This window comes from Rhodosalinus sp. K401, from assembly GCF_041365735.1.
Classification (GTDB): Bacteria; Pseudomonadota; Alphaproteobacteria; order Rhodobacterales; family Rhodobacteraceae; genus Rhodosalinus.
This window is the reverse complement of record NZ_JBGFSI010000001.1, coordinates 437,148-462,089: the sequence shown is the minus strand read 5'-3', so window position 1 is coordinate 462,089 and position 24,942 is coordinate 437,148. Positions and strand designations below refer to the sequence as shown.

Annotated in this window: 17 protein-coding genes; 5 read left to right on the top strand and 12 right to left on the bottom strand. The window is 67.7% G+C overall.

The features are described 5' to 3' along the window. The first annotated feature begins 8 nt into the window (after nucleotides 1–8). From AB6A66_RS02310 to AB6A66_RS02295, 4 genes are read left to right on the top strand one after another with little or no spacing between them, the layout of a single operon-like run. Nucleotides 9–590, top strand: a complete 582-nt coding sequence (locus tag AB6A66_RS02310; RefSeq protein ID WP_371054622.1) for a hemerythrin domain-containing protein — start codon at nucleotides 9–11, stop codon at nucleotides 588–590. Then, nucleotides 571–1,188 carry a carbonic anhydrase gene (locus tag AB6A66_RS02305; protein WP_371054621.1) on the top strand — a complete coding sequence of 206 codons (618 nt, stop codon included), beginning with the start codon at nucleotides 571–573 and terminating at the stop codon, nucleotides 1,186–1,188. The genes AB6A66_RS02310 and AB6A66_RS02305 overlap by 20 nt, the downstream gene beginning before the upstream one ends. Next, nucleotides 1,185–2,465, top strand: coding sequence for a gephyrin-like molybdotransferase Glp (glp, locus tag AB6A66_RS02300; protein ID WP_371054620.1), 1,281 nt, complete (start codon nucleotides 1,185–1,187; stop codon nucleotides 2,463–2,465). Before AB6A66_RS02305 ends, glp begins: the two co-directional genes overlap by 4 nt. An 11-nt stretch (nucleotides 2,466–2,476) precedes the next feature. After that, nucleotides 2,477–2,998 (top strand): DUF2478 domain-containing protein, encoded by a 522-nt coding sequence (locus AB6A66_RS02295; RefSeq protein ID WP_371054619.1) that lies wholly within the window; start codon nucleotides 2,477–2,479, stop codon nucleotides 2,996–2,998. 309 nt (nucleotides 2,999–3,307) lie between these two features. Here the strand turns inward: AB6A66_RS02295 and AB6A66_RS02290 are convergent, their stop codons facing one another. The 10 genes from AB6A66_RS02290 to AB6A66_RS02245 all read right to left on the bottom strand — a co-directional run bounded on the left by AB6A66_RS02290 (nucleotide 3,308) and on the right by AB6A66_RS02245 (nucleotide 15,641). Continuing rightward, on the bottom strand, nucleotides 3,308–4,465 hold the full coding sequence (locus AB6A66_RS02290) for a serine hydrolase domain-containing protein (protein WP_371054618.1): 1,158 nt from the start codon (nucleotides 4,463–4,465) through the stop codon (nucleotides 3,308–3,310). A gap of 4 nt (nucleotides 4,466–4,469) precedes the next feature. Then, nucleotides 4,470–5,324, bottom strand: a complete 855-nt coding sequence (locus AB6A66_RS02285) for a type II CAAX prenyl endopeptidase Rce1 family protein (protein ID WP_371054617.1) — start codon at nucleotides 5,322–5,324, stop codon at nucleotides 4,470–4,472. A gap of 411 nt (nucleotides 5,325–5,735) precedes the next feature. Continuing rightward, a complete protein-coding gene (cydX, locus tag AB6A66_RS02280) occupies nucleotides 5,736–5,876 on the bottom strand; it encodes a cytochrome bd-I oxidase subunit CydX (protein ID WP_371039320.1) in 141 nt (46 codons plus the stop codon). Between the two features lie 14 nt (nucleotides 5,877–5,890). Then, entirely contained in the window at nucleotides 5,891–7,051 is a 1,161-nt protein-coding gene (gene cydB, locus AB6A66_RS02275) for a cytochrome d ubiquinol oxidase subunit II (protein WP_371039319.1), read from the bottom strand. Nucleotides 7,052–7,056: 5 nt separating this feature from the next. Beyond that, nucleotides 7,057–8,670 (bottom strand): cytochrome ubiquinol oxidase subunit I, encoded by a 1,614-nt coding sequence (locus AB6A66_RS02270; protein ID WP_371039318.1) that lies wholly within the window; start codon nucleotides 8,668–8,670, stop codon nucleotides 7,057–7,059. A 93-nt stretch (nucleotides 8,671–8,763) separates the two neighbouring features. Next, nucleotides 8,764–10,383, bottom strand: coding sequence for an amino acid ABC transporter ATP-binding/permease protein (locus AB6A66_RS02265; protein WP_371054616.1), 1,620 nt, complete (start codon nucleotides 10,381–10,383; stop codon nucleotides 8,764–8,766). Between the two features lie 50 nt (nucleotides 10,384–10,433). Continuing rightward, nucleotides 10,434–12,086, bottom strand: coding sequence for an ABC transporter ATP-binding protein/permease (locus AB6A66_RS02260; protein WP_371054615.1), 1,653 nt, complete (start codon nucleotides 12,084–12,086; stop codon nucleotides 10,434–10,436). Then, nucleotides 12,083–12,427 carry a hypothetical protein gene (locus AB6A66_RS02255; RefSeq protein ID WP_371054614.1) on the bottom strand — a complete coding sequence of 115 codons (345 nt, stop codon included), beginning with the start codon at nucleotides 12,425–12,427 and terminating at the stop codon, nucleotides 12,083–12,085. The genes AB6A66_RS02260 and AB6A66_RS02255 overlap by 4 nt, the downstream gene beginning before the upstream one ends. A 208-nt stretch (nucleotides 12,428–12,635) precedes the next feature. Next, nucleotides 12,636–14,297, bottom strand: coding sequence for an alpha/beta hydrolase (locus AB6A66_RS02250; RefSeq protein WP_371054613.1), 1,662 nt, complete (start codon nucleotides 14,295–14,297; stop codon nucleotides 12,636–12,638). A gap of 282 nt (nucleotides 14,298–14,579) precedes the next feature. Continuing rightward, nucleotides 14,580–15,641, bottom strand: coding sequence for an alpha/beta hydrolase (locus AB6A66_RS02245; protein WP_371039313.1), 1,062 nt, complete (start codon nucleotides 15,639–15,641; stop codon nucleotides 14,580–14,582). 648 nt (nucleotides 15,642–16,289) lie between these two features. Between AB6A66_RS02245 and AB6A66_RS02240 the strand changes: the two genes are divergently transcribed. Continuing rightward, on the top strand, nucleotides 16,290–16,868 hold the full coding sequence (locus AB6A66_RS02240; RefSeq protein ID WP_371054612.1) for a cytochrome c: 579 nt from the start codon (nucleotides 16,290–16,292) through the stop codon (nucleotides 16,866–16,868). A gap of 384 nt (nucleotides 16,869–17,252) precedes the next feature. Here AB6A66_RS02240 and AB6A66_RS02235 read toward each other — a convergent pair whose 3' ends face one another. Continuing rightward, a complete protein-coding gene (locus AB6A66_RS02235) occupies nucleotides 17,253–19,409 on the bottom strand; it encodes an esterase-like activity of phytase family protein (RefSeq protein ID WP_371054611.1) in 2,157 nt (718 codons plus the stop codon). Nucleotides 19,410–19,540: 131 nt separating this feature from the next. Continuing rightward, nucleotides 19,541–24,646: a RecQ family ATP-dependent DNA helicase gene (locus tag AB6A66_RS02230; protein WP_371054610.1), complete on the bottom strand. Its 5,106-nt coding sequence runs from the start codon at nucleotides 24,644–24,646 to the stop codon at nucleotides 19,541–19,543. Nucleotides 24,647–24,942 lie beyond the last annotated feature (296 nt).

Sequence of the window (24,942 nt, the reverse complement as noted above, 5' to 3'; positions counted from 1 at the left end):
GGCAGACCATGAACACCCATGTCCGCGATCTGAAGCGAGGAGACTGCCTCAGCCCGACCGCACCTCAGCTTCTGGGAAACCCGCTCGATTTCATCCACGAGGATCATCTGCGCGAAAGAACGATCTGCGCGCAGATGGACGGTTTGGCCGGAGCCCGAACCCCCGACGAGGAAGCGGCGGCACGCGTTCTGGGATTTCTCAAGAAAGAACTGCCGCTGCATCTCGAGGATGAGGAAGAAGATCTGTTTCCATTGTTGCGGCGTCGCTGCGCGCGCGAGGATGAGATTGGAAAGGTGATCGATCGCCTGACCTCCGATCACGGGCATGCCGGAGAGGACGCGCCTCGCGTGATTGTGGACCTCGAGGCCCTTCAAGCGGGACAAAGCGACCTGACTAGGGACATGCGCGAGCGTCTGGCACGCTTTGCCGCACATGCCCGCCGTCACCTCGTGCTCGAGAATGCGATCATCCTTCCCTTTGCAAGGATGCGCCTTACCGAGCGCGACCTGGAGACGCTCCGTCTGCGGATGATGCAGCGCCGCGGCCTCGACAGATCGATGGAGGCACCTGATGCTGAAAGACCTGATTGATCGCAACATGATCTGGTCCGAAACGCGTCACGCGGAAGACCCGGGCTATTTCGCCCGATTGGCCGGCCAGCAAGCCCCGGAATTCTTCTGGATCGGATGTTCCGACAGCCGCGTTCCGGCCAACGTCGTGGCCGGGCTGGACCCCGGTGAAGTATTCGTGCACCGCAATGTCGCAAACGTGGTGCATTCGAGCGATATGAACCTTCTCTCCGCACTCGAATTCGCGGTCGAGGCGCTGCAAGTGCGCGAGATCATCGTATGCGGCCACTACGGATGCGGCGGCGTCAAGGCCGCGACCGAGGACATGCCCCACGGGCTCGCGGATCACTGGCTCGAACCGATCCGACGGCTCGCCCGGGCCTATGCGGTCGATCTGGCAAAATGCGAAGATATCGACGCGCGCCGGGACAAGCTGTCAGAGCTGAATGTCATCGAGGGTGTTCGGCGCGTTTCCGAAACGCCCATCATGCAGAAAGCCTGGGATCGCGGGGCCGACCTACGCGTGCACGGGCTGATCTACGGGCTGAAGGATGGCCGGCTGCGTAACCTCGATTGCTCGATCGGCCCGGGAAATTTCGAGGGGCGGGCCGCGCAATGACCATAATACGACGAATTGAGACACGAGGCTGCGGTTGCGATGCTCCAGAGCCCCCGGCAACGCTGGTCAGTATCGATGACGCGCTTGGACGGATGGCGCAGCTTGCAAGGCCGGTTGCCGCAACGCAGACGGTGCCCCTCTTGAGCGCGCTCGGCCGGGTTCTGGCCGACCCCGTGCGTGCGGCGTGCATGACGCCTCCTTTCGACAACACAGCCATGGATGGCTACGCGGTCGATACCGCGGATTTCGTCGGCGAAGGGCCGTGGACGTTCCCGGTCGTGGCGACCGTTCCTGCCGGTGCCGTCGTCCCAGCCGTGGTCGGCAAGGGCAGTGTGGCGCGCATATTCACCGGCGCTCCATTGCCGCTCGGCGCCGATGCCGTGATCCGACAGGAGGACGCGCGCCATTCGGGGCAGGGCGTGACATTCGAAACGCGCCCTGAAGGGGGCTCGAACATACGCCGCGCCGGTGGAGACATGCGCCGCGGCCAGATCGTCGTGGACGCGGGCACAAGATTGGACCCGCCCGAGATCGCGGCCTGCGCCGCTGCCGGGGCTGGCAGCGTGCAGGTGCGCCGTGCCTTGCGGGTAGGCGTGCTCGTGACGGGCGACGAGCTCTGGACGCCTGGGACCACGCGCGCTCCCGCGGGCATCTGGGACGTGAACACGGCGATGCTTTGCGCGGCTTTGGGCAGTTCCCGGATTGACCTGGTGCATGTCGAGCGGGTCGGCGACCGACGGGACCTGTTGGAGCGCAGTCTTGCCGCCCTGGCTGGTCAAGCCGATCTCATCGTCACGGCCGGAGGCGTATCGGTTGGCGAAGAAGACCATGTGAAGCCCGCGCTGGGCGCGCTCGGCGGGGATGTCCACTTCAGCGGGGTCGCGGTCAAACCGGGTAAACCGGTGTCATACGGTTGCATCGGGAAGAGCCACTGGCTCGGGCTGCCCGGCAATCCGCTTGCGGCGTTCGTCATGTGGCAGGTCTTCGGCACGGCGCTGGTTCAGCGACTGACAGGCCAATGCGTCCGGCGCGCGACGCGGCGACATGTCGTGACGGCCGAAGCGATCCGGCGCAAGTCAGGGCGATGCGAGATCAGGCCCGTGACGATCGCGGGCTTCGATGCCCGGGGCCGCGAGGTGGTCCGGTTCGAGGACGCCACGCATTCCGGACGGGTCGGCGCGCTGCCCGCCGCCGATGGACTGATGTTCCTGCCTGCGGAGGTCGACCACCTGCCCGCCGGGGCGCGCGTCGAGTTCCAGCCTTTCTGCGATGCATGAGGAGACATGAGATGCCTCTCGCCTACACGATGGCGCCCGGGCGCGGCGACACCGACCTGATCCTCGCGCGGCTCGCCACCGATCTGATGGCACGGAGCCTCCGGCTCTGCGGGACGGTCCAGATCAACACCGAGCGCGCCGATACGGGGCCCTGCGACATGGATGTGCGCGTGCTGCCGGACGGACCTGTCCTGCGGATCAGCCAGGACCTCGGGCCCTCCGCGCGCGGCTGCCGCCTCGACCCCGCGGCGCTCGAGACGGCCGTGGGGCTCGTCTCGGCCCGGCTCGATGCGCGGGCCGACCTGCTCATCATCAACAAGTTCGGCAAGCACGAGGCCGAGGGGCGGGGGTTCCGCGACGTGATCGCCGAGGCCATCGCACTGGATGTGCCGGTCCTCGTGGGCCTGAACGGTCTGAACCGGGAGGCGTTCGAAGCGTTCGCTGGGGGGCTCGCCACCCATCTGCCGCCCGAGAGCGACGCGCTCGCCAGATGGGCCGAAGGAGTCGTCAACCGTGCGGCAGAAGCCGTCTGATGGCATCACCGGACTGGAACCGCCTTCCGCCTATCCTGGCGAGCGCGCGCCCCGGGCGGTGAGGGGGTTTTAGAGGGATCTGATGCGAAAGAGCGCCTCGGCCGCCATGGCCATGCCGACGGCGCCCGCCCAGGCAATGCGCGACCGGTAGCACGACTGCGCCCGCACCCATGTCCGTCGCCATGCTGTGCACGACGATAGGCGCCAGCCGGTGCGATAGCGCCCCGTCGTCACGGCTATCGGAAAAACCTCGGCGCGGCAGGGACGGCCCGCGCCACCACACCGGAGGCGATCGCCAGGCGCCTGCGCTTACCGGATGAGCGAGATCGCGAGATCGGCGAGCGCGGCCTCGAGGGCGGGCACGAGATCGCTCGTGTCATCCGCGATCCCGACATCGGTGTTGATCTGGAAGGCCACCGTCACGCCGTGATCCGCGTAGTGGCGCAGGCTCGAGACATGGCCGGGAATCCAGCCGCCATGGCCCCAGACCGGCCCGCGCGGCGTGTCGGCATGGATCGCCACGCCCGCGCCGTAAAGGATGCCGGGGGCGTCGGGATCCACGGGCACCCCGTCGAGCAGCCGGTCGAGATAGGGCTCCTCCATCGCGTCGCCGGCGAAGAGGAGCTGTCCCCAGCGCGCCAGATCGGCAGATGTCGAGGCGAAGCCGCCACCGGCGGATTCCACGGAAGGGTTCCACAGAAGCCGCCCCTGGGCATCGGCGGTGCGCGCGGGCAGGCCGAACGGATTGTCCGGATCGACATACCCCACCGCGAGCCCCGGCAGGTCGCGGCGGTCCGAGGGGACCGTGCCGCCGAGGTCGAGGGGATCGAGCAGGCGGGTGCGGACCGCCTCGCGCCACGCCTGTCCCGTCACATCCTCGATCACGAGACCCAGCAGGACATAACCCGTATCGCTGTAGGCCCAGGCTTGCCCGGCCTCGAACAACGGCTCCCGTCCGGTCACGAAACCGATCAGCTCCTCCGGGTCGAAATTCGGCCCGCCGGCCAGCCCGGTCCAGGCCCGCTGGAACTCCGGCAGATGCACATGGTCCGGCAGCCCGGAGGTGTGGTGCAGCAGGTGATCGATGGTGATGGTGCGCGCGTTGGGCAGCGCGTCGAACCACGGGCGATCCCCGAGATGCGCGGACAGGAGGTCGTCGCGCGACAGCCGCCCTTCGCTTTCCAGAGCCAGCACCGTGACCGCCACGAAGCTCTTGCCGATGCTTGCCGCCAGCATCGGGGTCTCGGGCGTCATGGCGCGGCCTGCCTCGCGATCGGCAAGGCCCGTGGCGGCGGTCACGACCGAGCCGTCGGGCAGGGCGATCGCCGCGGTGGCGCCCGGAAAGCCGTAGCGCGTGTGGGCGTCGTCGAGCGCGGACGACAACCGCTCTTCCTGGGCCGTCAGGGGCGCCGTGAGGCAGGCAAGTGCCAGCGCGAAGACGGGAAGAGGAAGAGGGTTCCGGAACATCTCCCTATGTCACCGATCGGGACGCGGCACCCCGTGCGGCCGGGATGACCTCGGTCACGGCGCCGTCGCGGGTGAACATCGTGTCACGGTTCCACCAGACCGCGACGGCGGCCACGGCCACCAGAAGCCAGGTATCCCAGGGCTGCGCGTCCGCCCAGAACGGGTTGATCAGTTGCCAGTGGAACAGCATGGGCCAGAGCAGGCTGCCCCGCGTGTCGTTGAAGATCGGGGTCACCAGGACCGCGAGCGTTATGTTGCCGACGAAGAAGGGCAGGAAATTCCAGTCGGCGAAGACCACGCCGGCGAGAAAGAAGGCCGGCAGGTGCCAGACCCCCCAGGTCGCGCCGATGATGATGCCCGCCCAGATCGGCGCCACGTGGCGTTGCAGCAGCGGCTGCATGACGCCGCGCCAGCCGAACTCTTCCACGGGTCCGAGAAAGAGCATCATGACCATCACCGCCAGGACCGCCCCCGCGCCCTCGGGCGGCAGGGGCGCCAGCACCGGCCCGCCCTTGATAAGCGAGCCCGCGACGAAGACGAGCGGAATGAGAAGCAGGATGAACGCCGCCCAGCCCCACGACCCGCGCCACATGCGCAGCCGCGCGAGAAAGGCGGCGATGCCCGACAGCCCGCCATGAAGGTAGATCACGGCGAAGGCCGCGATGGCCGGCGACCAGGTGGCGAGGAAGAACAGGGGATGCGCGCCGCTGATCTCGCCGAACGTGCCGGCGGCCATGTCCGGGGCGACGATATAGGCCCCGATCACACCCCATGTGATCAGGAAGGTCACGGCGAGAAAAAGACCGAGAGCCGGGCTTGGGATCGTCTTCGCGGATGGGACGCTCGATCGGGCGGGCATGGTCAGGACCGTAAGGCATTTCCGACGTTTCGCGCAGTGTATCGAGCAATGCGCGGCGCTTCACGCTGATATGGATCAGGCCGGCATCACCGGATTGGCTGACGCCCCGCCTCCGGCCGGGCGCGCCACCAGAGACACATGAGCCGCAGGCCGGATGCGCGATCGACAGCGCTGCGGGTCGGAGACTGTTCGTCCCCTCCGCCTGATCGGGCAATCGTACGAGGTGTGCCCCCGACGTCGCGAACATGGCGGTGCGTCTGCCATCCTCCTCCAGGCAGCCGCCGCGACGTCGAGGCGTCGACAGGGCGCCTCGTGCGCCTTTCCCGGCGGCACACCCCCGACGCGGCTCGGAGGCGCCGGCCTAGTGACGAGCGCCCCCTTCATGTCAAGGCATCGAGGCCGCAGCGGCGCTCAGTCTTGGGAGCGCTCGCCGCCATCCTCTTCGCTGTCCGCGATGAGCCGGCCGTCCTCGCGCATTTCCAGCCACATCGCGTTCAGCACGGCGAACATGGCGGCGAGAGGCAGGCCCAGAAGCCAGGCGAAATACCACATGGCGCGGTCTCCTTTCAGTAGCTGTGGCCCGGGCCGGTGACGTCTTCTTCGGTCACCTTGCCCCAGAGCACTTTGTAGACCCAGGCGGTGTAGGCGAGGATCAGCGGCATGAAGATCACCGTCATCACCAGCATCACGAAGAGCGTGAGATGCGAGGAGGAACTGTCCCATACGGTGAGCGAGCTCGACGGATCGACGGTGGAGGGCAGGATGAACGGGAACATCGTGAGGCCGACGGACGCGATGATCCCGGTGATCGCCATCTTCGACCAGAGAAGCGTCGAGACTTCGCGCCCGGCGCGCAGCCCGGTCACGGCGAAGAGGATGCCCAGAAAGCCCATCACGGGCGCGACGACGATCCAGGGCCGCTCGACATAGGCCGCAAGCCAGCTGCCTCCGCGCGCCACCTCGGAGTAAAGCGGGTTGGAGGGGCCGTCGCGAACGACCTCGCCCGTGATCTGGTAGCCGTCGAGTCCGAAGGCGAGCCAGAGACCGGCGAGCGCGTAGCCGGCCGCCGCGACGATCCCGGCCACCGTCCCGAAGCGGCGGGCGCGTTCGACGACCACCCCCTCGGCCTTGAGCGAAAGCCAGGCCGCGCCGTGCATCAGCAGCATCGCCAGCGAGACCACGCCGGCAAGCAGGGCGAAGGGCCGGAGCAGGCCGAGGAACTTGCCGTAGAACGACCCGTCATAGACGGAGAAGAGATCCTCGGTCAGGTAGAACGGCACGCCAAGGAGCACGTTGCCCACGGCCACGCCGAAGAGAAGCGCGGGAACCGCGCCGCCCACGAAGAGCGCCCAGTCCCAGCCCGTGCGCCAGCGCGCGTCCTCGCGCTTGGAGCGGTACTTGAACGCGACGGGGCGCAGGATGAGCGCGGCGAGTACGGCGAACATGGCGAGGTAAAAGCCCGAGAAGCTCACCGCGTAGAGCGGCGGCCAGGCGGCGAAGATCGCGCCGCCGCCCAGGATGAACCAGACCTGGTTGCCCTCCCAGACGGGACCCACGGTATTGATGACCACGCGCCGCTCCACGTCCGTCTTCGCCACGAAGGGCAGCAATGCGCCCACCCCCATGTCGAAGCCGTCGGTGAGTGCGAAGCCGATCAGCAGTACGCCGAGAAGCGCCCACCAGACCACGCGCAGGATTTCGAAATCGACGAGTTCATGCAGGATCATCTGTCTTACTCCGCAGGTGTTGCGGCGAAGGGGCCCTTGCCGTCATGCGTGCGCAGACGGTGCTGGTGCCGCTCCATCCATGTCTCGGTTTCCTCCACGTCCTCGACGGGCCCGCGCCGGATGTATTTCAGCATGAGCGCCATCTCGATCACGAAGAGCACCGAGTAGAAGGCCATGAAGCCCGCAAGGGTGATGAGAAGATCGGCCACGCTCAGGTGGCTGGCCGAGAGCGCGGTCGGCAGCACGCCGTCGACCGTCCAGGGCTGGCGGCCGAATTCCGCCACGAACCAGCCGAGCTCCGCCGCGATCCAGGGCGCCGGGATGATGAAGACGGCGAGCCAGAGCGCCGGCCGCGGGAACCGCATGCCCCGGAAGTTGGCCTGCACAAAGAAGTACGCCATCACCGCGACGAAGGCGAAGCCCAGACCGACCATGATGCGGAACGCCCAGAAGAGGGGGGCGACACCCGGGATCGTATCCTCGGCCGCCATGGCGATCTGCGCGTCGGTGGCGTCGCGCGGATCCTCCACGTAGCGCTTGAGCAGGAAGGCGTAGCCGAGATCGCCGGAATGCGCCTCGAAGCGCGCGCGCATCTCGTCGGTGACCGCGCCGCGGTTCGCGCGGATGTCCATGAGCGCGTCGTAGGCGACGAGGCCGTTGCGGATGCGCTCGGCGGATTCGGCTTCGAGCTCGTTGATGCCGGGGATCTCTTCGGTGAGCGAGCGGGTGCCGATCAGCCCCATCGCCCAGGGGATCTCCACCTTGTAGTGGGTCTCGCGCGCCTCCTTGTCGGGCAGGCCCACGGCGGTGAAGGGCGCGGGCGCCTCGTGGGTCTCCCACATCGCCTCGATCGCGGCGAGCTTCATCTTCTGGGTGTGGGTGGCCGAGTAGCCCGACTCGTCGCCCAGCACCACGACCGAGAGCGCGGAGGCCAGGCCGAAGGAGGCTGCCACCGTGATCGAGCGACGGGCCATTTCGACGTGCCTGCCCTTGAGGAGATACCACGCCGAGACGCCGAGCACGAAGACGGCCGCGGTCACGTAGCCCGCGGAAACGGTATGGACGAACTTGGCCTGGGCCACCTCGTTGAAGACCACCTCGAAGAACGAGGTCATCTCCATGCGCATGGTGTCGGGGTTGAAGACGGCGCCCACCGGGTTCTGCATCCAGCCGTTCGCGATCAGGATCCAGAGCGCCGAGAAGTTGGAGCCGAGCGCGACGAGCCAGGCGACGACCATGTGCTGCACCTTCGTCAGCTTGTCCCAGCCGAAGAAGAAGAGGCCGACGAACGTCGCCTCGAGAAAGAAGGCCATCAGCCCCTCGATCGCGAGCGGCGCGCCGAAGATGTCGCCCACGTAGTGACTGTAGTAGCTCCAGTTCATCCCGAACTGGAACTCCATCGTGATGCCCGTGGCGACGCCCAGCACGAAGTTGATGCCGAACAACGTTCCCCAGAACTTCGTCATCTGCCGCCAGACCGGGCGGTTGGTCATCACGTAGACCGTCTCCATGATCGCCACGAGGATGGAGAGCCCCAGCGTGAGCGGCACGAAGAGGAAGTGATACATCGCCGTCATAGCGAACTGGAGGCGTGACAGCTCCACGACGTCGAGTTCCATTGGCAGGCTCCTTGTCGCGCGAGAAAACCAATCTCGCAGATGTGCATTTGATGCCGGCCTACACCCGGAGACCGGGTGGCGGTTTGATCTGCGTCAAACAGATATGAAATCGGGAATGTATTTCCGTAGATCGAGGGTGCGGTGCGCTGTCGCAAGCTCCTCGTCCCGGTGCGACGCGGTCAGGATCGCCGCGCGGGGCAGGGCGGCGCGCAGCCCCCGGAGCACCGCATGGGCGGTGTCCGCGTCGAGCCCCTCCGTGGGCTCATCCAGCAGCAGAACCTCGGGCCTGCGCAGGAGCGCGCGCGCGAGCACCAGCCGTCGCGACTCGCCGCCCGAGAGCCCGGCGCCGCCTTCGCCGAGCACCGCGTCCAATCCGCCCTTCGCGGTCACCGTGCGCCGCAGCGCGACGGCCTCCAGCGCGGTCCACATTTCGTCCTCGGTCGCGTCGTGTGCGGCCAGCGCGAGGTTGTCGCGGATCGTGCCCGACAGGAGTGCGGCGCGCTGAAGGACCAGCGTCACCCGTTGGCGAAGCGCGTCCTCGGGCCAAGTCCGGATCGCTGCGCCATCCAGCAGGACCTGCCCGCCAGCGGGCTCGTCGAGGCCGGCGGCGATGCCCAGCAAGGTGGATTTCCCGACGCCGGACGGACCGGCCAGCGCAACGGTTTCGCCGGGCGCGACGGCGAAGCTCACGCCGCAGAGCAGGGGCGCACCGCCACCGGGCCGACCGACGCTCACGGTTTCGAAGCGAAGGCCGGACCGGGCGCGGGGCTCCGGCGCCCCGGCTGGCAGGGCGCGCGCGCCGGCCGGGGCGTCCATGACGCGGCGCGCGGCGTCGCGCATGCGGCCGAGTTCGCCGAGCCCCTTCCGAAGCGGCAGCACCGTCTCGGCGAGCGCCAGCGCGACGAAGAAGCCGATCGCCGCCGGCGCTGGATCGGCCCGACCCGACGCCACAAGCCAGCCGCCGATCACCAGCGCGGCGCCCGCGGTGCCCGCCACCACGCCCGCGAGGGCCAGCCCGGCGTTCCGGTCGATGCGGTTCAACCGGTCGCTCGAGGCGCGGGCATGGGCCTCCAGGGCGGCCAGCGTCTCGAGCCGCGCCGCCATGCGCCCGTGCACGAGAAGGTCGCGCTGGCCGCGAAAGGTGTCGATCACGTCGCGGCGCAGCGCCTGGGTCGCGGCTTCCGCCTCCGAGGAGGGACGAAGCGTCGCCCGGCCGACCTGCGCGAGGATCGCGGTCGCGCCCAGCAGATATCCAGCAGCGATGCCCCACGCCATCTCGGGCGCCACCAGCCACCACAGGACCGCGAAGGCCGCCGCGTGCGTGAGCAGCCCCGCAAGAGCGGGCAGGGCGAGGCGCAGCACGACCCCGTCCAGCGCGTCGACATCCGCGGTGATCCGCATGAGCGGCAGGGCGCCCCGCAGCCTCTGGAGTTCGGCGAAGGGACGTGCGGCGAGGCGGTGCATCAGGTCCAAACGGAGTGCGGCCAACGCACGCAACGTGGCGTCATGGGTCAGGAGCCGCTCGGCATAGCGTCCGCCCGCACGTCCGAGCGCGAGGAAGCGGATGCCCGCGGATGGCCGGAAAACGTCGAAGGCGATGCCGATGCCCGCCAGCCCGGCAAGCCCCGTGGCGGTTATGAACCAGCCCGAGAGGCCGAGAAGCGCCGCGCCCATGACGAGCACGGCGACCGAAAGCGCGGCGCCCCGCCACATCGCTCGTGGAGCCGCGCCCCAAGTCAGGCGGAGGACCTGCCATAGCTGCCTCATGCGGCGCCCTCGGCCGCGGCAGGCATCGCGACGATGCGATCGACCGCCGCGATGAGCCGCGGGTCGTGGGTGGCCACGATCAGCATCGCGCCGCGGGCGACCATGGCGCGCAGCCCAGCGATCACCCGCCGCGCGGTCTCGTCGTCGAGGTCCGCGGTCGGCTCGTCGGCCAGCACGACATCCGCGCCCGAGAGATGGGCGCGCGCCACGAGAAGCCGTCGGGCTTCTCCGCCCGAGACGCCCGCGCCGGTTTCACCGAGCCGTGCATCCAGCCCGTCGGGCAGCCGCGCGACGACCTCCTCGGCCCCGGCGGCGCGCAGTGCCGGCCCGGGATCGTCGCAGGCGCCCGCCGGATCGAGGAATGCGCGCAGCGCGACATCGGGCACATGCACCTCCTGGGGCACGAGCGCGAGCCGCGCGCGCCAGCCGTCGGCGGTCGCGTCGGACAGCGCCCGGCCGGCCACCTCGAGGCGCCCCGTCTCCAGTGGAAAAAGGCCGGCAAGCGCCATGAGCGCCGAGGACTTGCCCGACCCGGACGGCCCGACTAGCGCCACGGCCTCGCCCGGCGCGACGACCATGTCGGGCAAATCGACGAGACCTCCCTCCCGGCGCAGCGACGCATGCTCGAGGCGCACGGTGGCCGCTCCCGGAAGGGGCGCGGCCCGGCCCCCCGTGCCGAGGATCGCCGGGCGGTCCTGCGTCTCCAACGCCGCGAGTTCTCCGGCGACGGCGCGCGCGGTGGCCCGGTCGTGCCAGACGGCCGCCATGTCACGCAGGGGCTGGAAGAATTCCGGCGCCAGCAACAGCACGAAAACGCCTTCGGCCACCGTCAACCCGCCCCAATGGCCGAAGCCGATTTCCCCCAGAAGCGTGAAGCCGACATAGACCGCCACCAATGCAACGCCGAGCGCGGAGAACAGCTCCAGAACCGTCGAGGACAGGAAGGCGACCTTGAGCACGGCCATCGTGCGCGCCCGGAGCGAGTCGGCGCGCGCGGCGAAATCCGCCTCGGCGCGGGCCGTCGCGTCCAGAAGGCGCATGTCCGGCAGGGCCGCGATCCGGTCGATCAGCAGCGCGTTCATGTCGCCGATCTCGGCCATCTGCCGTTCGCTCGCTTCGCGCGCGGCCATTCCGACCAGCGCCATGAAGACCGGGATCAGCGGCCCCGCGATGAGCAACACGAGCGCCGCCGCCCAAGAGACCGCCAGGCTTGCCGCGAGGATCAGCGGCGGCACGAGCGCAACGCGCATAATGGCGGCGCGATAGCGCGACAGGTAGGGCGAGACGAGTGCCAGTTTCTGGGCGACCAGCGCCGCCGTCTCGGCGGAGGAGGGGCCGCCCTCGATCCGATGCGCCGCGTGCGAGAGCAGCCGCCGGCGCTCTGCCGAGACCACGTCCTCCGCCGCCCGGTGGGCGAGGCCGCTGCCTACGTGGTCCAGCCCGGCCCGCAGCAGCCCCGCCGCCACGAACACGGCGACGAGCACCATCGCCTTCGCCGTGTCGCCGTGGATCCATCCGCTGATCGTCTGGGCGGCCGCAAATGCCTGGACGAGCCAGAACGCCCCCGAAGCACCCACCAGCACGGAGCCCGCCCTGAGCCGCCACCCGGCGGCCTGCTCCATCTCTCGCAGCCTGTCATCGCCGGTCATCGGCACGGCCCTCCTCGACGCACCGCACTTAGCGCCGTGCGGTCGCGCACCGCAACGGGGTGCGGGCCGATCCCGCGGCGGCGTTTTGTCCCGAATGCGGGCGGCCGGAACGGACCGGTTTCGGGCAGCGAGACCGTCTGCGCGCCGCGCCTGTCCCGGGGAACGTCACGGGAGGCCAGCACGATCTCGCAAAATCGGGCCCCATCTTCATCAACGGCCGCCCGGCCAGAAGATGTCGGCAGCGGCGAAGCGGATGGCAGATGGCCAGGCGTCGCGGCAGCCGGCGTGAGCCGCCGGGCGATCCGGCGCCGGTCTTTCAGCCGGCCGGCGGTCATCTCCATGCGATCGCGCCGTTCGCCGCGTCGACCCTTGCAGGGAAGGTCGACGTTTCATTCCTTGGGGGGCGGCAGCGGTGGTCCGCCAGCCCTGTCGCTCGCCACCCCTGCGGGATCTCTCGGGGCGTCTTCTCGCCCGGACCGCTTGCCTCGGAAGACTGTCCCGCGGCCCTTGGGTCACCCCCGATCGTCGAAGGTTTCCCGGGCGGCGGGCTCAGTCGTTCGTGCAGCCCTGCTGGAAGCCGTTGTCGCAATGAGCCATGAGGCGTTCGGTATCCTCCCGCGTCCAGCCCGCGGGCGCCGTGACCTGCGCCCACGGCTCGATGTAGTCGTGGGCGTAGTAGGAGTGCCCGTAACCCGCCGGCGTCGTCGTCGAAAGCGCCATGTCCACCGCCAGCTGGAACTGCGTGACGATGGGCAGGAACCGCAGGTCGGGCGACACGCCGTGGCCGGGCGGCTCGGTCATCCAGACGGGCGGACGCCAGACGGAGAACGGATCGTAGAACGTGATCGGGTCGCTCGGGTATTGCAGGAACATCAGCCGCATGTCGCCCCACGGCGCGCCTTCGGAGCCGTCGGCCACGTGGGATGCGTAGCGGATCAGCGATCCGTCTCCCACTTCCGGAAGAACCCAGGATGTCCCTTCGTTCCGTGCGTTCTGCACGTAGTTCCAGAAGTTCGACGGGAATGGCGGACCCGCCCAGAACGCGCCGTCGATGCCGTCGTTGACAAGCCGGAAGAGGTTGGTGGCGTACATCGAGGACCAGGCGCCGAGGCTGAGCCCGTGGATGTAGAGCCGCGGACGGTCGTCCCGGGGCAGCGTCTTCCAGTAGTCGTGGATCGTCTCGATCGTCGCGGTCGCCTGCTCAAGCCCTGTCCGCGTCTCGAAGATCAGCGCGAGCGGGGACTGCATGTAGGAATACTGCACGGCCACCGTCGCGATGTCGCCGCCATGCATGTATTCGACCGGGTCATGCGAGCCGGGATCGAGCCAGCCGGTTCCGGTCGGGCTCGCCACGATGAGGACCTCGCGGTCGAAAGCGTCGAGGCGCAGGAGTTCATCGAGCGCGAGAAGGGCCCGCGCCTCGGGCGTGGGTGCGTTGGCCCGGCCCACGTAGACCCGGATCGGGTCGAGCGCATCCTCGCCCGAGAAGGCCGATATCGCCTCCGCGTCGGGGCCGCGCGTGACGAAGTCCCGGCCCGGCTGGCCCATGGCCTGCCAGTCCACGAGGGACGCCGGACTGCCCGGTGTCCTGGGCTCTGTCGGAGCCGGCGGCGCCTGGTCGAAGAGGTTCTGGGCCGTCTCGTAGCTTTCGTCGAGCACGTCGAAGACGGTCGGCACCAGCTGGTCGCGTGTCAGCAGGAAAAGGAGCATTGCGACGGCGACGAGGCCCAGCACGTTCGCGCGGCGCGGTGGCATCACCCGGTAGAGCGCGCCGCGCACGAGCCGGAAGAGCAGCGAGATCGCGACGCCGAGGGCATAGAGAAGCGCGAAAACGACGGCCACGATCGCGATGACCTGCACCCAGTGCGCTTCCTCGGCCGGGGCGAGATCCATGCGCATGCGCAGATCGTCCTGCCAGCGCACGCTCGCCCGTGTCGACAGAACCAGCGTGCCAAGAACCGGGATCGCGACCACGGCGGTGGCGATCGCCGCCGCGCGCCCCCGCAGTCGCGGCATGTCCGCGAGATCCCAGATCGTCTCGAGGATCCGGCCGCAAAGATAGCCCAGCGCCATCAGGAGCCCTCCGAGCGCCCCCTGGATCGCGGGGCCGCGCGGTATGAGCGACGGCGACAACGAGGCCGCGAGGAAGAAGATCCCCAGCAACAGCGCGGGGATCGAGAAGTGCGTTACGAGGGCCCGCAGAAACCGCATGGGAATTTTCCTTCGATCGACGCTCATGCCGCATGCATGTCACCCGGTGGCCGGACGACCGCCGTGTTTCCGGTTTGCGGCCAGATTGCATCATCACCCCGCGTCTGAACAGCACTGCGGCGCCCGCTTCCTGCAGATGCGTGGAAAGGGTCACGGAACCGCGACACCCGCGGCGTGGATCATGCATGCGTGCGACAGCCATGTGACCGGCACCGGTGCGCGGCGTCGCGCGCGCCCCGATCCGCGAAAGACGAACCCGCGGCGGGACCCGAGCGCCCGCGCTCATTCCTGAACGGGACTCCCGCGCTGTTGCAGCCGCCACTTGTTGGTGCCCACCTGAAGCAGGCCGGACCGGTCCGCCGCACGCAGCCCGTCGTTGAGAAGCTGGCGCAGGTCGGCGCCCACCGCCGCGCTGTAGATGTGGTAGAGGTGACCGGTCGGGCTGCCAGCCGGGAGGTTGCCGAGATCGACGACCTCGACGCCGTCGAGGCTCGCGACATCGTTCCCCGTCTCGCCCAGTCGGGGATACCCATGCAGCTGGGCCGACAGCGCGAGGGGGCGGTCGTTCGCTGCAACGTAGATGGTGATCCCCTCCACGATCGGCCGGATCCGCGGCAGCATGCGACGAAAGATCTCGAAATCCATATCCGGGGCCAGCAGGACGATCTGGTCGAGCCGGATGTCCGGCATTCTGTTGGCCACCTCGTATAGGGCGAGCACCACGCCGCGCGCGCCCAGGCTGTGGCCGACGACATCGACGTCGCCGCCGAAACGGCGTTCCGCCTCGATGATGGCGTCCGCGAGGTCGGGAACGCTCCAGTAGAGGTCGGCCTCGTCATGGGTGTAATAGGCGATTGATCCGTCCGAAGGCCAGCTGAACCACAGGAAACGCCCGGCGAGACCGGCGTTCTCCTGCAGCAGGATCGCGCGGCGACATCCTTTCTCGAAACTGATGTAGTAGCCGTGGACGTAGACCGCAGGCGCCGTGCCGCGCGTCTTGTCCTCCAGCGCGTCGAGAACCTCTGCGCTGTCTCCGCCCTTGATCCGGTCCACCCGCAGCAACTCCTCGCGTATGAAGGAGGGGGCCGCTTCCGCGAGCGGCGCAAGCCCGCCCAGGTCGACTTCCCTGACCCTGCACCATCCGGCCGTGAGGCCACTTCGCTCGTCGCCGTAGAATTGCCCGGGGTCGTCCTTGCCGGTCAGGTTTCTCAATGTCAGGAACGGCAGCTCCCGGTCGTCCAGGGCGGTTTGAGGAATCGCGGCCGTGGGGAACAGGGCAACCGTCACGCCGAGGACGAGGCTTGCGCCGAAAAGGCGCACGAGGTTTGAGAAAGTTGATCGCATGCCGTGCTCTGGGGAATTCCGTTGAATGAATGATGCGCAAGGGGCGCCTGCGGCACAAGGCGACATAGCCTGACGGTCGGAACCTCCAACAGCGGAGATCGGCGATGCGTCGGTCGGGCGGGTGCCAGACCTTGATCGCGTCGCGCGCCGAGATCCGGAATGNAATGTCAGGAACGGCAGCTCCCGGTCGTCCAGGGCGGTTTGAGGAATCGCGGCCGTGGGGAACAGGGCAACCGTCACGCCGAGGACGAGGCTTGCGCCGAAAAGGCGCACGAGGTTTGAGAAAGTTGATCGCATGCCGTGCTCTGGGGAATTCCGTTGAATGAATGATGCGCAAGGGGCGCCTGCGGCACAAGGCGACATAGCCTGACGGTCGGAACCTCCAACAGCGGAGATCGGCGATGCGTCGGTCGGGCGGGTGCCAGACCTTGATCGCGTCGCGCGCCGAGATCCGGAATGCGGACCCGTGGGTCGCTGACGATCCCGATCTCGTGTGACGCCGCGGTGATTGACCGTCGTCAATGAAGCCCGAATGGCCATGCCTAGTCTGCATGGAGTGATGAGTGTCTCGGGCGTGGGCGAAGACGTGAAGGGTGGGTGTGACCTCGCTGCGTGAAGCCGTGTGCGTGCGCGTCAGCCGGGCGGTGCATGATCAGGTTCGAGCCCGGGACCAATGTGCGGTCGCACGATCGGCGCGTTCTGGCAACCGCACGCCGTGGCCGCGACGTCGAAGAGTCGGCGCAAGGCGCGTGCAACAAGGTCGTGCGCACGGTCCGGCGCACCGGGTCATACAAACAGAAGGAGAAAGACATGCAGATCAGGGCAGCGCTTTCGGCGGCGGTCATGACCGTGTCGCCGCTTGCGGTTCAAGCGGAGGGTTCGGCGATCGCTCTCGGCAGGTCGGCTTACGGGGCTCTTTGCGCCGTCTGTCACGGTGACGATGCCAAGGGCGGCGGCGAGGTGGCCGAGCTCTTCGAAGTCAAGCCGCCGGACCTCACCAAGCTCGCGGAGCGCGCGGGCGGAAGCTATCCGTTCTCGGAAGTCTACGAGGTCATCGTGCTCGGCATGGAAGCTCCGGGTCACGGCGCTTCGGAAATGCCGATCTGGGGCGACTACTTCGTCGCCGATGCGCTGGAAGATCGCGGTGTGAGCCGCTCCGATGCCGTGTCGATTGCGGCCGGCCGGGCGCTGTCGCTCACCTACTACCTGGAGACGCTTCAGGAATGATGTCGGCATAGGGCTGCCATCTGCAAAGGCACTGTCGCGACCGACGGGGAGCATCACGGCCAGCTCCGAGGCACAAGAGCGCACGGGCTTCGTGCGCGGTCCCGGCATTTCTGCACGCGTCCCGCTGCCGCCGTGGCAGAGGCCACTCGAAACCCTGCGGCTTGAACGTCCGATCGCACCAGTCGCGCAGCTCTCGACGCGGCCGACTTTGAATTTCATGCGCACAGTTCCGGGCCTCGCCATGCGCCCGGATCGACACCGCGCCAGGCGTTCTCAACCGCGGTCCCGACGACTCCCCCGCAAACTCATGCGCCCGAAAACCTCCCGGTCGGAATGAGAAAGGGCGGCCCGAAGGCCGCCCTTCCGCCGATCCTCCGAGCCGGATTATTCCGGCGTCACCGACCACAGCATCGTCTCGCCGGAATGGTCGTCGACGCCATCATTGTCGGTCGAGATCCACATCGTGCCATCCCCTGCGATCGCCAGACCTTCCACCTTGTCCAGCACGTAACCGCCGGTCGAGGCGAGGCCGGGCAGCAGGTCGACAACGAGCTCGGGCGCGAGAACGTTGGGCGTTTCGCCCGGGGCGACCATTTCCATCCCGCTCAGCGCCACCCGGGTGATCTGTTTGGTAACGGCCGAAGCGGCGTGCTGATTGTCACGCTCGATGAAATAAAGATGGCCGTCATGGGCGGCAACCTCCGAAAGGCCGACCCAGCCGGTCGCCGGCTCGGTCAGCGGGTAGTGGATCACGCCCCATTCTTCGGTCCCGATGTTGTAGGACAGCACCTTCGCGTGGTTCTGCGGGTCGTCGTCCCATTCGCGCTGCACGGCGACATAAAGCGTGTCGCCGACCCGGGCGACGCCCTCGAAGCCGTGGCGGCGCTGCACGTCGAGGATCGCCTGCGGCAGGGTCACGTAGTCCTCGATCGCGCCATCGGCGCCGACACGGTAGAGCGCAGAGGGCACGAGACGGTCGGCGCGGCCTTCGCTGGCCACCCAGAACCCGCCCTCACCGTCGAGCGCGATCCCCTCCATGTCCATGAGTTGCGCGGGCTGACCTTCGCGGGTCACACGGATCGCATCCACGATGCGGGCCGGCGTCTCGCGCACGTCGATGTGGAAGATCGTCGGCTGCATTCCGTAGAAACTGTCGGACACGGCGAAGATCGTGCCGTCCTCGGCCATCACCTGGCCCGAGATCGCGCCCCATCCCACCGGTGCGCCGTCCTCGGTCAGACCGGCGGAGGTCAGATGCGGATAGGCCGCCGGCGCCTCCTGGTATTCGTAGATCATCACATGCGCTGGCGCCGCGCCGTCCCCGCGCCCGTCGAACTCGTTGGCGGTGGCCAGCAGGTTGCGCTCCGGGATCGCGATGGCTCCTTCGGGTGAGATACCCGAGGGCAGCAGCTGTGCCAGCACCGGCGCCGCGGGGTCTGTCATGTCGTAGACCCCCACGATGGACCCGCGCTCCGACAGCAGGAACATCATCGGCACGCCGCCGAAGGTCGCGACCTCCATGCCCTCCGGCTCCACGCCCTTGTTGCCGGAGCGTTCCTCGGGGTAGTGGCCGATCTCGACCAGCGCGTATTCGAAGGACAGGCCGCTGTCGAAAAGCTCGGTTCCGTCGCGGTGAAACACGGTGAAACCGCGGCTGCCACCGTCCATGTCGCCCTCGTTGGCGATGACGAAATGCTCGGTGTCGATCCACTGCACCGCGTCGGGTTCGCGCACCCGGCCCGGCTGGCTCTCGACAAAGCGCAGCGCGCCGTCCTCGGTCAGGTCCACGCCCGCCAGATCGACGGCGCCCGCGGAGAAATGGCTCAGCACCTCACCGGCGGCGGACACGACCACCATGTGGTTGTTTTCCTGCAAGGTCACGACGATGTCGCCGTTGGCGTTCACATCGACGAATTCCGGCTCGGGGTCTTCGGGCGCGACATCGGCCAGCCCGGTCAGATCGACCCGGATCTGCGCGGTGCAGTCCATGTTGCCACCATTGCCCAGGGGCTGGATCACGAGATAGCCTGCGGGCATCTGCGGCACCCGGCCCTCGCCCAGATCCTCGTCGCGCTCGTTCTCGATCGCCACGGTGATGAAGCTGCCATCGGGCGCCACAGCGGTGCTGTCGGGCTGCCCGCCCAGGTCGCAAGAGCCGATCACCGCGCGACTGTCCGCGTCGAGGGCATGCAGCACGCCCGACGGCTCGGTGAAGCTCTCGGAGGTGTTCTCGGCCACGAAAACGGTCCGGCCCAGGACCGACACGGCCGTCGGCTCACCCGCCGGCAGGGCGAAGCTGCCTGCCGCGACCGGGTTGGCCGGATCGGTGATATCGATGAAGCCGATCACGCCCGCAGGGCTGTCAGAATAGACCAGCGTCATGCCGTCGCCCGTCGCCGCGATGATCTCGGCGGAGGTTTCGTCAGCCTCGGGCGTGTTCAACGCCACCGGGAAGGAGGCGATGCGATTGAAATTCATCTCTGCCATGGCGGGGGCGGCGAGCGCTCCCGTGGCAACAAGGGTCAGAAGGGACACGCGCATCAGAGAAGCCTCCATCAGTTGTTGATCGACCCTCGCCTAGTGCCTGCCGGTTACAGCCATGTGACGCTGGATTGCCTCCGCTGAACGTGTCCACTCAGCGGGGGCAGGCCTCGCGATCTCGGCTGGGCAGGTCAGTTGTCTGTCGTCGCTTTGAACACCAGTTCGGGCAGCACGACTTCCCATGCCTCGCGGCGAAGATAGGCCTGATAGGTGTCGTCGCTGTCGTCAGCCCGCCAGAAAAGGATTGCTGCAACACGCGCATCAAGAAAGGCCGAATGCTCGGGCGGGCGGAACGCTCGGGACATTCGGCCAAGCGTTTCCCCACGCGAATTGCGAATGAGCCATCGCTCTCCCTCTCTCGCCAAGCTCACCGGATCGCCGGGCTTCGCCGCGGCGATGGCTCCCAAGGCCGGGTTCCGGTCCGAGAGGCGACCGGCGAAGGACAGGTCCACGAGTTTCGGGTCAGGAGAGACATACTTCTTCCGGATCTGCGGCAGGTCTTCAGTGCAGGGGCTCACGAGCCGACGCAGGATCGCTTCGCCTGCATCCTCGGCGAGGGCATGGTCCCCCTGCGTCAGGAGCGTGAGGCCCTGCCGAGCGCGCGTCATGGCCACGTAGAAGAGCCTGCGAGGGGCATCGGCGTCCTCATTGCGCGAGGCGCGGTCCCAGCCACCGTTCAGGATCGCGACATGGTCGAACTCGAGCCCTTTTGCGCGGTGGGCGGTCAGGAGCAGAAGGCCGCGCTGCGCGGTGCGTGCCTCCCGCGCCCATTCGCCGAGCCATTGCACGAGGTCTGGGACGGGCATCGCCTTCTCGTCGATCTCGCGGGCAAGGGTTCCTATCCCCTCGCCGATGACGTCCGTCCAGAACGACCGCGGCTGCCGGTTCAACATGTCCAGCAGATCGGCGATGGTTACCAGGCGTGTGCGGTCCGCCAGCAAGTCCCTGACCAGCGTCTGCATCTCGCGCAGTCGCCACAGGCTCGGAAGGCCCTCGTTCGCCATCTCGACCGGGATGCCCAGGTGCTCGGCATAGCTGCGCACGGGTTCAAGACGGCGCCAGTCGCGGGCGATAATGGCGGCGTTGCGCCATTGCCAGTCCGGATCAAGCCGAGACAGGCGCACGAACTCATCGAGTGCCGCGACCGCCTGCACGTCATCGCCCGGTGGGGTGTCGAGCAGCGTCACGCGGCCGTGGCCGACCGGGTCGATCCTGGCCATTCCGCCGCCGGGACCGTCGTTTCGCCGTGCGCGGTCCACGCAGATCTCGTGCCCGTCTTTCATGCGGTGCCGTGCAGGCGCGATGACCGCGTTGGCCGCCGCTACAATGTTCCTGGAGGATCGGTAGTTTTCGGTCAGGAAGGTCGGCTTGGCGGAGTAATCCTCTTCGAAGCTGCGGATGAAATCGATCGAGGCGCCGGCAAAGGCATAGATGTTCTGATCGTCGTCTCCGACGGCGAAAAGGCTGAGGCGTTGATCCGGGTCGTCAAGACTGCGGCCGGCCACGGCCGAGATCAGCGCGTACTCCTCGGGCCCGATGTCCTGATACTCGTCCACGAGGATCCACCTGAAGCCCTGGATGAGCGTCTCGCGCAGCGCCTCCGCCTCGGTCTTGGACATGCCTTCGCCGCGCAGCAGGGCGACCGCCTGCATGACGATCCCGTCGAAGTCACGCTGACCTTCGGCCAGTCCGGCAAAGCTCGCCCCTAGAAGGCGCATGGCCAGGGCGTGACAGGTCGAGACCGTCACCCGGGTCGCGTCCTTGCCGATGAGGCGGCGCAGCCTCTCGCGGATCTCCGATGCGGCATGCCGATTGTAGGTGAGAACGAGGATGCCCCGCGGATCCTCGCGCCGCACGCGCACCAGATACGCGATACGGTGCACCAGGACCCGGGTCTTGCCCGAGCCCGGTCCCGCCAGAACGAGCACGTTGGTCTGCTCGCGGTCGTCCTTGACGATCTGTTCCTGAACCGGGTTCTCGAGCGCATCGACGATCGTCTTCCACGAGCGGCTCGTCGTCTGGCGCCGAAGCTCCGTGCCCCTGCCCGGCAGCCACCGACGGATGAAGGCGTCTCGATCGAGGACGAAGTAGTCCTCGGCGAGCCGCTGTGCCTTGTCCAGTTCCTCCAGCCCCATCTCGGCGTAGGTCGCCATCACATGGGTCTGGATGGTCTGCTCCGAGTAATGTTCCTCGAGCGGCGCGAAGTGCTGGACCGTGAACTTCCCGCCCATTGGATTCACATGCACGGTCATGGCCGGGCGGAACACGGTCAGGCCGCGGCCGAGCGTCAGGACCTGCTGCTCGTGAAGCCAGAGAAGGGCGCGATCCATCAGGCGATTGGCATCACGCACCGCGCCGCGAAGGAACGCGTCTCCGTTCAGCGCGGCCAGCATGTCGCCCAGCGTGGTCTCGACCCGGACGTCCTTGCCGCGCGCACCTTTCGGCGCCCGTTCGAGGAGATGCGTGAGAAGCCGCTCGCCCGCCTGCCGTCGCAGCGCGGCGGTTTTCTCGAGAACATCCCATGTCCGCTGTAGCCGGACCGACAAGGTGGTTCGACTGAGCTTGCGCAAGCTCAGATTGCCGCGGCCGCCGTCCTGATCACGTCCGTCGAACGTCATGCCGCGCAACAGCATCTCGACGAGGTCGGGCCGGACCTTCGAGTGCCCGCCATCCCGCAAGGCCTGGCACGTCTCGGTCAGGTTGAGTGGGAGCGGTTCGCCCGCGTCGGCCTCGGGTGCCGTCTCGCGCATGAGGGCGATCAGATCCGCTTCGAGCCGTGCTGCCTGCTCCAGTCTCCTGTGAGATGCATCCTCGACGGCCACGTGCATGAACACCGTTACAGCGGTGTCGTTGCTGGCGATCCCGAGCACCTCGAGATCGGCCAACGCTTTCCGTAGCGCATTGCCCGCAAGGCCGCTGGCGCCGGTCAGCTCGTCGGTGGAGATGCCGGCATCGGCGTCGGCGGTCATCACGTGCCGGACGACATCAAGCAGCTGCTTGCGCCGCGTTCCTGTGATCCGCGCCTTGTCGAGCAGTTCGGTCGCTTCCGCGAGGTTCCGGATGCGCAGCGAGGAGGGGAAAACCTGAACGCGGTTTTCCTCGCGAGAAAGAAGCTTCGCCTCTTCGAGCCAGGCCACGGCGGTCTTGACGCGCGTATCGTCCGTGGCGCTGTCGCGCTCGAATTCGGCGTCGTGCTCCTCCCGCACGATTTCACCGGAGGTGGCGATGACCGATCCGTTCTGCTTGAGCCGCTGATCGAGCCGCTTCAAGGCCTTGAGGATGGCACCGATCTCGTGCCGCGCGAGGCGAGAGCGCGCCGAAAGACTGAACTGACGCTCCACGTCGTCCGCGCTGAAGAGCAAGACGCATTTGGCGGGGGCGCGATCCCTCCCGGCGCGGCCGGCTTCCTGCAGGTAATTCTCCAGTGAACCGGGAATGTCGCCATGGACGACGAGCCGGATGTCCGGCTTGTCGATGCCCATCCCGAACGCGTTCGTGGCCGCAATCACGCGAAGCTCGCCCACGCGGAACCGCTCCTGGATCTCGCGCTTTTCCTCCGCGGAGAGCCCGGCATGGAAACGCTCGGCCGCCAGCCCCTGCGACTTCAGGAACTCTGCGGTCTTCTCCGTGGCGCTCCGTGTGGCGCAGTAGACGACGGCGCCGGACGCACCTTCGGGCGGAAGGCCGGACTCGATCGCATCGAGGATGTCTGCGAGCTTCGTGGTCGGTTGGGTGGGGCGAACAGCGAACGAGAGGTTCGTCCGCACCGCGCCGCCATCCAGCAGGTGCAGGTCGACGCCGAGCCGTGAGTGGAAGTGTTCGCGGATGTCGCGCACGACTTCGGGTTTCGCGGTCGCCGTCAGGCACAGGACAGGTGCGGTGGCCTCGTCGCCGGAATACTCCCGGATGAAACGGCTGACGTATCGGTAGTCCGGGCGGAAGTCGTGGCCCCATTTCGAGATGCAGTGGGCTTCGTCCAGAACCCACATTCCGACCTCGCGCTGCCGAAGCGCGTTGCGGATCGAGACCGATCGCAATTGCTCGGGCGAGATCAGGAGGATTGCCGCATCGCCCATCCGCACCTTCTCGAGCGCGTCGTGTCGCTCGGGCAGCGACAGCATGCCGTTGACGGTGACGGCGGAAGAGATCCCTGAACGCGCCAATCCCTGCACCTGGTCGGCCATGAGGGCCACGAGCGGCGAGATCACGACCGTCAGAGCGCCGGTCTTGTCGAAACGCGAGAGGGCCGGAATCTGGTAGCAGACCGACTTTCCCGTGCCCGTCGGCAGAATGCCCAGAACGCTCCGTCCGTCCATCGCTTCGGAGACGATGCGTTGCTGAAGGGGATGGCCGTCTGCGTCTACAGGTTCGGGACGGAATGACGGAAATCCGAACCAGCGCTCCAGGGCCCGCGTCGGATCGCTTGTCTCGGTGCACCAGGTGCAGTTCGGCCGCGAACATCGCCTGTCGCGTAGATGTTTTACGATCAGCGATGCTTCCCGGAACTGGTGGCGCACCCAGGGCGGCATTACCGAGTCTCCACCCGCCACCGAGATCCAGGACAGCGCGTAGGCCATCGGCCAGCCCAGTTGCGGGCTCGAGAGGCGCGAGATCGTCTGTTCCAGACGCTGGGTGCAGACCTGTCCATCCAGCAGACGCCGGATCGCTTCCGAGGCGTCGGGAACATCCGGCGTTTCGGCGCCTCGGATGTGCCGGAACAGGGCGTCGAAGCCGGCCGAATCCTCCGCGCGAGTCGTGAGAAAGTGATAGGCGGCCATCGCGTCAGGTGAGGTCCGGGCCAGGTCGCCGAACGCGGAGATCTGATTGGCCAGAACGTCGAACACGAGGCGCGCATCGAGCTCAGGGTCGTTGACATGCCCGGCCTCGAGCCGGCCGTCGTGGTGATGTTTCACGAGGTGGTGATACGGGTTCCTCGGGAAGGCGAGCGGGTTGAGCCAGAGCGTATCGATGGGCGCCGCGCTCAGTTCCGCGAGGCGCGCGCGGCTCGCCACAAGGTGCGGAAGGTCATGTCGCAGGATGTTATGACCGACCAGAAATTCGGCGCCGGCGCAGAATGCCTCCAGGCGGTCGAGTGCTGCTTCAAGCTCGCCGCGGTCGTGCCGGAGCACGTGATCTCCAGTCCCGTCTACGGCAGCGAACGAGAATATCCGTGCCGTCTTGGGATCGACCTCGAGATCGATCGACACGGCCTTGGCGAGCGCCGTGGGCAGCTCCATCAAGCTATGCTGCGGCTCACGTCCCACGTTCAGACGCTCATGGCCCGCTCGCGCCGCCAGCGTCTTCGTGACGTGCCGGGGGAAGGGCGGCAAGACACCGCGGAGGGAAGGCGATCCAGGAACTCATGGGACCTATTGAACACCAATTTTCGACATGAGAGTGGCCGGATGCTGGCAACACCGTCAATGCGTGTGGCGCGGCACGGCGCACGGCCTGAGAGCCGCTGGGTGCTCCGTTGGGGGTCAGCGATGGACCACCGATCGAAAACCCCGTAAAAACACGGTGCCTGTGAACC